7 protein-coding genes and 1 pseudogene are annotated in these 12,277 nt (G+C 39.9%); 3 read left to right on the top strand and 5 right to left on the bottom strand.

What is annotated here, in order from left to right; genetic code table 11:
- The 5 genes and pseudogenes from ACFQIC_RS11880 to ACFQIC_RS11860 form a co-directional block, all read right to left on the bottom strand.
- Positions 1-736, bottom strand: a 736-nt coding sequence (locus ACFQIC_RS11880; protein WP_390217114.1) for a transposase, incomplete at its 3' end; no start/stop codon positions are given.
- A 368-nt stretch (positions 737-1,104) separates the two neighbouring features.
- Positions 1,105-2,358: a TIGR02679 family protein gene (locus ACFQIC_RS11875; protein WP_204710382.1), complete on the bottom strand. Its 1,254-nt coding sequence runs from the start codon at positions 2,356-2,358 to the stop codon at positions 1,105-1,107.
- A 6-nt stretch (positions 2,359-2,364) separates the two neighbouring features.
- A complete protein-coding gene (locus ACFQIC_RS11870) occupies positions 2,365-6,516 on the bottom strand; it encodes a TIGR02680 family protein (protein WP_204710384.1) in 4,152 nt (1,383 codons plus the stop codon).
- Positions 6,500-7,675 carry a TIGR02678 family protein gene (locus ACFQIC_RS11865; protein WP_204710386.1) on the bottom strand — a complete coding sequence of 392 codons (1,176 nt, stop codon included), beginning with the start codon at positions 7,673-7,675 and terminating at the stop codon, positions 6,500-6,502. Before ACFQIC_RS11865 ends, ACFQIC_RS11870 begins: the two co-directional genes overlap by 17 nt.
- Positions 7,676-7,727: 52 nt before the next feature.
- Positions 7,728-9,200 (bottom strand): annotated as a pseudogene (locus tag ACFQIC_RS11860) (TIGR02677 family protein).
- A 355-nt stretch (positions 9,201-9,555) separates the two neighbouring features.
- Between ACFQIC_RS11860 and ACFQIC_RS11855 the strand changes: the two are divergent.
- The 3 genes from ACFQIC_RS11855 to ric all read left to right on the top strand — a co-directional run bounded on the left by ACFQIC_RS11855 (position 9,556) and on the right by ric (position 12,174).
- Positions 9,556-10,671, top strand: a complete 1,116-nt coding sequence (locus ACFQIC_RS11855; protein ID WP_204710388.1) for a TIGR04053 family radical SAM/SPASM domain-containing protein — start codon at positions 9,556-9,558, stop codon at positions 10,669-10,671.
- Entirely contained in the window at positions 10,668-11,375 is a 708-nt protein-coding gene (locus ACFQIC_RS11850) for a Crp/Fnr family transcriptional regulator (protein ID WP_390217113.1), read from the top strand. The genes ACFQIC_RS11855 and ACFQIC_RS11850 overlap by 4 nt, the downstream gene beginning before the upstream one ends.
- A gap of 97 nt (positions 11,376-11,472) precedes the next feature.
- Positions 11,473-12,174: an iron-sulfur cluster repair di-iron protein gene (gene ric, locus ACFQIC_RS11845; protein WP_204710392.1), complete on the top strand. Its 702-nt coding sequence runs from the start codon at positions 11,473-11,475 to the stop codon at positions 12,172-12,174.
- The last annotated feature ends 103 nt before the right edge of the window (positions 12,175-12,277 follow it).

The following is a 12,277-nucleotide window of genomic DNA, read 5'->3' as shown; positions in this document are numbered from 1 at the left end:
GGGCATCTGGATCAGTCGACTGTGGAAGGAATTCTTGATGATCATCAACCGTCTCTTTGAGTAAATTGAATGGTTCTTTCACCTTGGGGTAGGCTTGTAAGGTCGGCTTTTGTTCGATGATATCCACGAGTTGTTTCGTGTATTCTATTTCTTCTTCGATCGTATCGTTCTTCGGTTTTTCCGGGAATTCCTCTTTTACGGATTCGTCAATGGAATAGATGACTTTTCGAACATTTTTAGACCGTTGTCGCAAGATCTCTTGAGGCGTCCATTGGTTGTACCTCGCTTTCGAGTGGGTGGCGTCCAAAATAATCGAAGAGGATTGGATAATATTTTTTTCGATGGCAATCTTTATGGTTTTCTCAATTAAAAGATCTAAAAATGTCTCACTTTCTAACCGCTTTCGGCGAAAGTGAGTTAATAAACTGGGATCAATAACGTCGTCTTCAGGAGCCATTTCGAGAAAATATTTGAAGGACATATCAACTCTTGTCCGTTCTACCAAGTCCACATCCGATAGGGTATAAATCGTTTTGAGAAGAAGATATTTGAACATCCGAATGGGATGAATCGCGTTCCGACCATTGTCATGACAGTATTTATCCTTCAGTTCGTCATAGATAAAAGAGAAATCGATAAGGTCGTTGATTTCTCTCAATAAATGATCTTTCGGTATAACTGCATCATACAAACCCGTGTACGCACTTAAATTCATCGATAGCTGACGTTCAATCATCCAATCCCTCACCTTTTATGTAGTCCCTCTATTATACAAGAAACCCCCGTCTTTTTAAAAAAATAAAAAAGACGGGGGTTTCTTGATGAGATTGGACTTTTTCAGTGGCCTCGGCGCAAGCCTGAGGAGGCTCAGCGCACGCCCACGGAAAGCGACTCCTTCCCCGCCGTCCCCTTTCTCCACACAATCATCCTGGAATCGAGTCTTCAACTTTCCCCAATCCGTGCAATTATCAACATTAACGTTGAACATAGCCTTTATAAAAAAATATCACCCCCGGCTTATTCCTATTAGGATTCCGGAAGTGATACTATCAATTAATTGCTTTCGCGGACGCTAAAATAATCTCCAAGCACAAAATATCCTGCTCAAATAATATCTTCCACCATCTTCTCAACAAGCGCCTCTTGATACCCTGCCTTTTGCGTGATCATCAATTGTTTACCTACTTCTACTAAAGTTGGATCTTTTAATGCAGTTACTTTTTTTAACCGATCCTCTGTTAGTTTAACATTCGGACTAGTTTCCATATAATCTTCAGGGGTCATTCGCCATAGTTTCACGTGACCTGGGTGGCGATCAATTAATCGTTGCGCCATGCCTAGACCTTCAGGATCAAAGTCACCTGCATAGTGAATCGTGACATCTTCCGCGACTAACAGATCAATCAATAATAAGGTGGCTAACTTCACTTGACCATGTGTACAAACAAGCGAGGCTTGTGGAACAAGATCCATCAAGCTTGAACAAACCCCGGAATTCTCTACTAACCAGACGTCATGACCTTGTTTCGGGTAGGCTCTTGTCAGGGTAAGCATTTCACGTAAAGTAACATTTCGCACCATATGAATTTTTTCCGCTTCGCTCCATATCTTTTGCTGACCTTCCTTGTCCTCAGCTAATAAGTTAACACTTGTAGCAAAGTTCAAGAGATCATCTCGTAAAATGTTATATTTTTGTAGTAAATCTGTGATCATTTCTTGAGTATCAGGGCTTCGATCTTCCCCATTATAGACACTCAACAAATGAACCCATAACCGACCAAGCTCTGTAGTTAAGTCAAAAGCATGAGGGTTCTTTGCGATTCGTTGACTAAACATCGGTAATCGTTCATATTCTTGTGGCAATCCACGAAACGCCTCATCGAGCAACCCAACTTGAACTCTAAAATGATTTGAAAATTGTGGGTATATCCAATAGGCTCCCGGCTTTTTCTCCAATAAATAGTCAAACCAGAATGCTAATGCTGGATACTCATTTTTTAATGTTTCAAGAAACTCTTTTTCCTGAAGATCTTTCTGTTGTTTGACTTCCTTATTCGAAACAAGGGATTCATCAAAATACTCTTCTAGCAACTCTTTCAAACCTATATCATCAAAACGTGTATGGGCAAGCTGTCGCTCAAATTGTAAAAGAGTAAGCGTTTTTTTCTGTAAAAGTTCCTCAGTACTCATTCCCATAAATAAAGCAATTGCATCTAATTCTTTGCTAGTTAACTTGTCCACCTTAATCGATCCACCGACGCGGCCCAGCGACTTATACTTTTTTCGAAACAGCAGAAAAAGGCGATGAAAAGCCCTTTCTGCTGCAAAGTATTGTAAAGCTTCATCCAAATTCGTCATGTTAGATCATCCTTCTACCGGCTCGTTTTCCAATTCTGCTTCATCCTCAGGTAAGGTTAAGTCTAATTTCTCGCCGTCCCAACGATAGTTAATCACCGTAACAAAGTCAGCATTTTGTGGTCGGACTAATTCACTGATCGATAATTCTGAGATTGTATCATAATCGCCCCACAAGACTTGAGAGTTCATCATATAATCAAACCCGAGTTTCTCGACGATTTCAAACATTTCCCGAATGTTATTTTCATCGACACCGGCGAAAGCTTCATCAAGCGTAATAATGTAAGGTGCGTGGGCTTCTGCTTCTTGGTACCTCGAATAGCAGGCGGTAAATAAGGGAATGTACATTGCCATTGCTTTTTCTCCCCCACTAAACTTATAAAATGCATGGTTAGTAAGTTCTCTCTTCGGTTCATTCGTACGTCTATAGGATAAGACAAACGAGAACCATTTACGGTAATCGAGTACTTCTTTTAACACTTGAAGTAGTGTATGACCTTCCCCTTTGTCATCAATGAGCTCTTTTGCTTTGTCTATTTTCGAACGGAAATGATGGATGATCTGATCCAAGTCTTCCGTTTTCAACGTTCGCGCATCCCGTTTTAATAGGCTAACGAGATCTTTCGTATCTAACTCTTCCTCACTATCAGCAGTTCGTGGTTTCCACTTAATCGAAAAGGTAAGTCCTGAAGACGAATTACGTGACTCCATCAGTTTGTTCATTTTTTCCGTCCATTTTTCTGCACGTTGAATCCGGCTGCGCAACTTATTACCCACAGATTTGAACAAGATTTCTTCGTAAAGCTCGCGATCTTTTTGGTCAAGCATCCCCTCTTGCCGAACTTGTTCACTCTCAAGCTCAATCTGCACATAAGCTGGGTTCACTTGCTTTCCGAAATAATCTAACTCGACAAAACGTCTTCTTGCCTTTAGCTTCCAATGTTGCAAATGAGGAAGATCATCATCAGCTTCTACTTCGTTCATCCACTCAGGTGTATTTGCTGTTCTCTCATAATCTTTCATCCGGTACTCCATAAGATCGGTTTGTACGAAGTAAAACATTCTTGTGAGCTGTTCAGCTACCTGGCTTGCATCCTTCTCTTTTAAAAGATAACCGTATTCTTTATGGACTTTTTTGGCAAGCTGAAGAATATCAACTTCACTCTGATTGGATAATTCAACAAATCCGTGGTTCCATTCTTGTGAAAAAGTCGCTTCCCATGTTGATCGCAACTGTTGCCAAAGGTCTTTCTTCGCTTGTTGTTGTAATCGTCTGTCTTCGTTATTGTCATACTGATTCCGTTTGGCTGGAAGCAGTTCATTAATTTGAACGAGTTCGCTTCGAATACGGACTAATTCTTTTTGCACGTCTTCAACTTGTTTACGGATATCTTCTGCACCTTGTTGTTCAAGTTGGGCGACGATTTCTTGTAAGTTCATTTCTTTTCGCTTCACATGATCCTCATATTCGTTTACTTCTCCACGTAGCTCATCAACTTCTTGAGCTAGTTCCTCTAAACGATTTTCAAGTCTTACGATGTGATCTTGGTGATGCAAATAAGTTGTATGCATTCCTTCTAGCTCGATCAAATCCTTTTCATAGTGATTCATGACAGTAATTGCTTGCTGGTATGCCTGACGAGTTGTTTCTATATTATAATGACGTGTTTGATTTTCAATAGTCCCTTTAATCGAGCGGAATCCGTCATAAATAGTACGCAGTTCAGCATTAAGTCGCTCTAGTTGCTCATCAAACTGTTTAATTTCAAATCGTTTTTCTTGGATTCTCCGAAAACTCTCCCGTAAGTCTATATCTTTTGGAAAGTTTTCGATCGTTTGCTGTGATTGCTTGATGTTATCATTTATACTCGTAATTGCTGTTTGAATAACCTGTCTTTGATGGTAATATTTTGTCAGTTCTTCTTCTAAACTAGTGATTTTCCGCTCCCGATAACGCTGTCTTGCAGCTCGGCCAATGAATCGTGTATGATCTACAGGAACAGCATGACCTCGCAAGATTCCGAGATGGTAACTTCCGTCTTCTCCAATTGAACTTGTAGCATCGGCATCATCAATCACAATGCTTTGTAAAACTTCTTCAACTAGGTTAACAGGAATATTCCTCCTCGTTTCCTCATCTGGCACCAAATAATCAGCAAGTGTATGTTCCATTAAATGAGGACTAGGTTCAATCACACGATCATGGTCCACGGAAGAATTATCATTCATAATTAAAGCATCAAGCAACCCAGCATCAAGAAGAGCCGCTTCGATTCGAGGCCTAACTTCATCAGGGATGTCAGGACGGAATTCCACAGCTTCATAAAGTGGAAGAAATGCTCGGCCATCCGCCACTAACTGTTCTCGAGATAACTTCGTCTGTTCATGGCGATCAGGTTCAGGATCCTTTTTATCTTTCCATTCTTTAACTTCTGCTTCTTTATCGGCAATATCTTGTGTGACACCATCTAAATCATGCTCGTATTTCGAAAGTTGTTTTCGTTGTTCTTGCTCAAAACGAAATTGAGACTGGCGATACGGCTGTTGTATTTCTGTATATTCTGTAGGTTCATATAAGTTTAAGATGGAACGAGCCGTTTGCTGCAATTGTTCACCATCAATTACAAAGTGCGAGTTGGCTTCGACCCAGGCATGGATCTCATTCAACTTCGCTTGCTTGTCCTCTTCAAACAAATTTGACCAATCTTGTTCTTCATGCTTGGCTTTATCTCTGTTTCTTTGTAAATCAGCAATGTCATTGTTTTTGGATTCGTATTGTTGTTTTAAGTACTCATAGCGTTCTAAGCTTTTTTCAATTTCTCCTAGCTTATCAAAATGTTGATTGGCTTGCTTTTTCCACATATCAAATTGAAAAGCACCCGATCGGTGACGTTGGTAGTCCTGCTCATTTAAATCATGATCAATAAACGAACTTTCTTCCGCGTCATTACGTAGGTTCAGGATATGATCATCAATTAACTCCAACTGTTCTCGAACAGTTTCTTCCGCTTCGTCTTGCTCCTGTTTAATATTTAGTTCGCGCTGACGTCGATGAGAAAGCTTATCGTCTCTTTCCTTCCATGTCTGCCGCATTCCTTTTAGTGCTTGTTCTACTTCTTGGCGTTCCTGTTCCAAATTCCAAACTTTATGGGAACGCAACCGCTCTTCCTTCTGCTCAAAGGTGTCCTGTTGCTGATCAAGTCCTTGCTTTTGTTTCTCTAGTGACTTAATTTCATATGCTAGCTTTTGCTGATCTTGTACTTGTTCTTCGTACGCCGATTGTTCTCTTTTCGCTTTACGATCAGCTTTAACAAACTCCTCTGCTTGATCAGCAAGTTGCCGCTCATTATACGTTTGATACGCTTGGTTTAATTTTTTTAAAGCTTCTAGCTCACGGTTTAATTGTTCAATTTGTTGCTTCGTTTGATCCATATGCTCAATCGTGTCCGATAAATGACGAAGGTCTTCATCAGACAAAGGAGGCAAGGCAGCTTCTAAAATTTCATAAATCACCGTCGGCTTGAAGTCCTTTGACAATTTAGGACTCCTCAACTGAATCAATAATTTAATGAGGTCCTCATAAGCTTCTGTTGTTTCAAAACCGAAGACGTATTTATTAACGAGATTCATATATTCCTTTTGACTTTGAACAACTGAACCACCGTCCGCGATTCTGTTCTCAAGTTCAATTCTGGAAAAAGGGATCTTCTGTTTCTCCCCAGCGTTCCATTCTTCCTTATACAGTGAAAAATCCTCGCCAATTCTGCGATTATCCGTGATGACAAATCCCCAAAACTTCATTGCTTTATGACGTTTCGCCTGCAAGCCAATCCCTGTCGTTAAATACTGATTCGTATCTTCTCGCTTGTATTCAATAAAAAGGTAGCCGGTCCGCTCATCTCGATCAGCAATTTCTTTTTCACCTAACAAGTAGTCCTCCATCCGTCTAGCTTTAGAACCAAATGGATCAAGTCGATCAGGAGATTTCCGTCCATCAAGTAATACAGGTAGAAAGCTTTGCATAGTCACTGATTTACCTGACCCATTACTTCCTCGTAATAACAGTTTTCCATTGGAGAAGTCGAAAGTCTCCTCATCGTAATACCAAAAATTCAGTAACCCCGCTCGATTCATCTTCCATTTATTTGTTTTCTGCATCCTTGTGCCTCCTCTCTAAGTTATATTCTTGAGGGAAATCCCCCGTCATTCGACCAAGTGCTGATTGAAGGACGATCATTTCCGTTTCATCTTCAATGTAACCAAATTCCCACTCTTTAAATAGTTGCAATAACTCTTTACTAATTGTTGCTATTGTGCCTTCACGGTAAGCCTTACTCCATCCGTGTCCATACGCGGCTTTTACATCTTCGACCATACGCTGGAACTCTACACTCGTTAACTTTAACTCCCCTTGTGAGTTAAGTTCGAACTCGTGCATTCGTTCTCTTAGAAAAGAAGAAAAATGTAGCACAACATCCGAAATAGCCTTTTGATCGGGAAATAATGTGTGAAGCTGTTTTTTCTCGTCCATCACTAGCATCGCAGCATTTTTGAACAATTCTAAACGATATGGCGTATGCTCCTCCAAGTCGTCCCTTAACCGATTACGAAACTTTCTAATATAAGCGAAATCAGGATCATCATCTCCTTGACGATAGACAACAGGCGAGAATAAAAGCTTGCGGTACACCCGTTTTCTTCGCTGATCAACCTCTTGTTGCTTCCATTCACTAGCTAAAATCTCTTCTGCTGAATTATATTGAAATAAATCATCAGGATAGGAACGCATAAAATAACGCGCATAAACGGTCACCTCATAGAGCACTTCATATCCTTCATTCGTAGCAAAAAGGTCAATCTCACCATCAACTGTTTTCAAAATTCCGGTACGCACTAGCTTTCTCATAGCACGAACAAGTGACTTACGATGGTTGTAATTCGTCCAATCGAGAGGGAATTCGCCTGGATACATATCTTGGATGTCTTCACATATATCAGATAATAGGAATTGATCATCGACTGATCGATTCTCAGTAAAAGCTAACCCACAGCAAAAAATACCATAGTCCATCGGCTCGAGGAATTCTTGAATGCCCATCCAAGCCTTCGGTTCAACCGAAATTTTTTCCAACTTAATAAAGTGTTGATGGATAATTAAATCAAATCCGAACTTCTCCATCACGTAACGCTTCAACTGATGCTCCCGTTCACGTATCCTGCGATAATAACCAGGCTCCTCTGAACGAAGAATCCAAAATTGTTCAAACAAGACACTTAACGCCTCTTGTGCTTTTTCATCAAACACTTTGACTTCCATTCAAGTCCCTTCCTTCAAATTTAATGTGAAACCGCATCCTTTTGGTCAGTTATTAAGGCATAAACCGATACACAACCTTTGGCATTTCTAGCGACCCATCCTCAGCATGAAGAGTGATCCGCTCATCATCTACCAGGTCAACCTTAACTTTGCGGCCAATTTCAGTTTTGATCGTTCGGTCCTTCCGTGCCATTGCTTTTCCAAGCCACGTTAATAAGACTTTGCGAATATGCGTCTCAACCACGGGTAAATCAGCTGTACGTATTTCTGATTCATCAATGTATTTTTCTATGAGCAGATGCTCCATTTGACGCTGTTTCAAATGTTCATTTCGTAACTTTTCCTTTTTCTTATCATTGCTCTTCATAGCGCCTGCTTTTGTTTTTTCTGTATATCCTCTTATTCTCGGTTTCGTTTGGTGTTTCATTGGAGCTTCTTCCCAAATATCTGTATAAATATCATCCGTCGGTACATGGTCAATATGAAAATGACGAGTATGGAATACACCAAAAACGATCGACGACAACTTGTGTGCTTCATCAAGCGATCCTATCCCATCAAACCACTCAGCTAAATACAGGTAATCCTTTTTCCGACTGTGGAAATGTTGGTGACGCTCACCAAGTCGCTGAACTACTCGTGTAATTCGGCGAATCGATTCATTTGTTCTAGCCTCCAACATCTCATATTCACTCTCACCTTGATTATGACCTAGAAACCACACCTCTAGACTTCGCCATTTTTCGAGTTGATCAATAACTTTGTCCTCAAAAGACTGCTTCTCAAAGCGGAACGTCTGCTCCTGGTGATGAACGACTTTATTTACGAAACCTGTCAACTTTTCATCATTAATACGTCCTAGCAATTCTTGAATTTGAACAGCTGTTTGTTGTAAGGCGATGATAAAATCGCGTAAATAAGTTGTAAACTGATCTTTATAAACTAGAAAAGCCTCAGTTTGCATCTATTCCTCTACTTCTTCACTATTTAAATAGGCTAGATAATCCGACGTGTTCTGCGTAATGGTTCGAAAATATGTGAATACATCATCCCACTTCTGCGCACACTCTTCAGCCTTCTCATCTTCTTGTGCTTCAAGTGTTTTTTCAATAGTAAGGAGCGTTTGGTACAATCTTTCAAACTGTGTTTTCTCTAGGGAACCACCGAAAGTCTCCCCCATTCCTTCAAGCTGTTGTAACATACGTTCAAACTCTACCGTATATGGCGTACATTGATAGCGAAAACGCTTTTTCTTGAACTCCTCAACCGTCCGAACTTTGCCAACTTCTTGCCGTGCCATAAGATTATTCCATTTAACTAAAGCACCTAGATCAATGTGTAACTGTTCCTCAGAAAAATCTCTGAACTCATCAAACTCCCTTAAGTAAGCGAGAATTTCCTCAGGAAACAGGAACTCACGCATTCGTTCGTGCTGTATATAAAAATAGCGCAAAATGGCTCGATAACTCCACGCGCGATCTGCTGTTAAATAGGAAGCTTCGGTCACTTTTTTAAAAGGGGCCATGTCTACACTCCTCGTTACTCTGTTCTATTAATATTGTATAGTTTTATAGGGAAAGGTGTCTATTAAAAGAAGATATGAAAGAAAGATAACGACCCTATTATAAAAAATAACACTTTAAACAAAAACCTACTTTATAACAATCTTTAGATTAAATGAAAAAATATAAACTTTAAGGTAAGCGTGATCGCGGTTATATTCATTTTCTTGCGGACATATACACACTTTAAATGAAGTTGTTTTTTCTTCTCTTCACCCAAAGCACTAAAGGGTGATCGGACTGAACATGTGATGAACTTCACTTATTAAGTGTTAATTTTTATATACAATATGTATATAAAAATTTGGAGGAATGAATATGAATAGTAGAGATTTCCATGAGAATCCCTTTATCGTCATTTGGGAATTAACAAGAGCGTGCGAACTACACTGTCTACATTGTCGAGCTGAGGCCCAATATCACCGCCATCCTCTTGAACTAGACTTTGAGGAAGGCAAACAATTAATCGACTCCATTTGCGAAATGGATCATCCTATGCTTGTTTTTACAGGCGGAGATCCACTAATGAGACCTGACGTTTATGACATCGCCTCCTATGCGATTCAAAAGGGATTGCGTGTATCTATGACTCCTAGTGCTACTCCTAACGTTACAAAAGAAGAGATTCAAAAAGCGAAGGATATAGGATTGGCTCGATGGGCCTTCAGCCTGGATGGCCCTACCGCAGCTATTCATGATCACTTTCGAGGAACTACTGGGTCGTTTGATTTAACTATGAATGCGATTGACCATCTTCACGACTTAGAATTACCTTTACAAATTAATACTGTCGTCTCAAGATATAACTATAATGTACTAGAAGAGATGGCTGAGCTTGTGGAATCTTTAAATTGTGTATTGTGGAGTGTTTTCTTTTTAGTTCCGACAGGACGAGGAAAAGCTTCTGCTATGATTTCCCCTGCTGAACACGAAAGGGTTTTTCGCTGGTTAAACCAATTAAGTCATCAGGTTCCTTTTGATGTTAAAACAACGGCAGCCCAACATTACCGACGTGTAGTGATTGCTGACAAAATGCGAAATAATAAAGAAAAAACACAACACATCCAATATCAAGATGCATTGAATGCAGGTAAAACCGCTGCGTTCGACGGGCTTGGCCGAGCACCTAAAGGGGTAAATGACGGCAATGGGTTCGTTTTTATTTCTCACCTTGGCGATGTTTATCCGAGTGGACTGCTGCCGATAAAGGCAGGAAATATAAGAACAGAATCTCTTGCCGATATCTATCGTCATTCATCCATTTTCAAAGAGTTACGGAATCCTGACCTTTTTAAAGGAAAATGTGGAGTTTGTGAATTCAGACACGTTTGCGGTGGTTCACGATCTAGAGCCTACGCCCTTACAGGTGACTACCTAGAGAGTGAACCCGCATGTGTTTATATACCAAAAAGTATGAGAAAGAAAGCGAAGTGAATACTTTGAAAAAAACCCCTATCATTCAGGAAAATTTAAAAAAAGTGCCCTTGTTCAAAGAACTTTCTGATGATGAGATCGATCATATTGCTAACATTTCATCCGCAAGAGTTTACAATGCCCGTTCTTTTGTCTTCATGCAAGATGAACCATTGGACAGAGTCTTTTTCATTGAATCTGGTAAAGTGAAAATATATAAAACAGATATCCATGGCAAAGAACAGATTGTTTCCGTGCTAGAATCCGGAGAAATGTTTCCACATGCGGGGTTCTTTCGTGGCGGCCTAAATCCAGCAAATGCCGAGATCATGCAGAAATCCCGTTTGATTTGTGTTCCTATCCACTCATTTGAACAAATTCTAGTTAATCAGCCTGAGTTATGCGTAAAGCTATTTAGAGTATTAGGAAGTAAGATCATCGACCTCCAAGACCGATTAGAGGAACAAATTTTACACAATACCTTCGAACAAGTGATTATGTTGTTAATTAGGTTAACTCGTACCAATGGTCAGCCCTATGGAAATGATGATTTTAAGTTGACTAGCACATTTACTAACCAGGAACTAGCCAATATGATCGGCACTTCAAGAGAAACCGTTAGCCGCACATTGACTCAATTGAGAAAAAAAGATGTGCTTAAAGTATCAGAAGAAGGCTGTTTCATTATCAATCAAGAGAAGCTGGAAGAGGAAATGATTCTATAAAGTTAATTATTTCATAGTAAAGCTGTGCATTATATCACTAATTGAAGAACATATTCCTGCTATTATAAAGACACACCAACACATGGAGGGATATTGCATGGTACAAACATTTAATGAACAGTCTATTGTCAGTGATATTGTCACACAATTTCCTAAGTCTAGTGACCTTTTCAAGTCCTATCGGATCGATTTTTGCTGTGGCGGTAATCGCCCGCTCAGTGAAGCTATAGAAAAAAGGGATCTCTCTAAAAAGGAAGTTTTACAACGTTTAAATGATTTATACGAAGAAAATGAATCACTAAACCAAATGCAAATCAATTGGGACACAGCTTCTTCTTCTGAATTGATTGATCACATTGTTCAGAAACATCATCGTTATTTACAGGAAGAACTACCGAATCTTAGCCCTTATGTAACAAAAGTCATGAAAGTCCACGGTGGCAACCAACCTCATCTGAAGGACATTCATAAGCTCTTTAATGAACTTAAAATGGATCTAGAACAACACACTTTGAAAGAAGAAAATGAGAACTTCCCATTGATTATGCAATATGAGGAAAAGCCAAGTGAAGAGCAGCTTCAAACCATTGCAACTGCATTAACTAATCTCGAGGATGAGCATAGTCATGCAGGAGAGATTTTAAGAAAACTCCGCGAGATTACTAACGACTATTCCCCACCCGAAGGCGCGTGCGGCACATACCGTCTCGTGTACAATCGATTAGAAGAACTTGAAGCGGAAACGTTCCAACACATTCATTTGGAAAACAATATTCTTTTCCCAAGATATTTGGCTTAATCAAAACCCCCAGCCTTCCTCTATCATAGGAAAGCTGGGGGTTTTGATAATACTCAAGAAGAAGACATAATCATGCATGGCATCTTCCACAAGAGCTGGGGAA

Origin of the sequence: Halobacillus seohaensis (assembly GCF_042663045.1) — a bacterium.
GTDB lineage: Bacteria > Bacillota > Bacilli > Bacillales > Halobacillaceae > Halobacillus_A > Halobacillus_A seohaensis.
The sequence above is the reverse complement of the archived record's forward strand: the minus strand, read 5'-3'. Positions and strand labels throughout refer to the sequence as shown.

Coding starts and splice junctions, on each gene's coding strand:
- ric (WP_204710392.1), top strand. CDS start 11,473: ATGGTACAAACATTTAATGAACAGTCTATTGTCAGTGATATTGTCACA.
- ACFQIC_RS11870 (WP_204710384.1), bottom strand. CDS start 6,516: ATGCAGAAAACAAATAAATGGAAGATGAATCGAGCGGGGTTACTGAAT.
- ACFQIC_RS11875 (WP_204710382.1), bottom strand. CDS start 2,358: ATGACGAATTTGGATGAAGCTTTACAATACTTTGCAGCAGAAAGGGCT.
- ACFQIC_RS11865 (WP_204710386.1), bottom strand. CDS start 7,675: ATGGAAGTCAAAGTGTTTGATGAAAAAGCACAAGAGGCGTTAAGTGTC.
- ACFQIC_RS11855 (WP_204710388.1), top strand. CDS start 9,556: ATGAATAGTAGAGATTTCCATGAGAATCCCTTTATCGTCATTTGGGAA.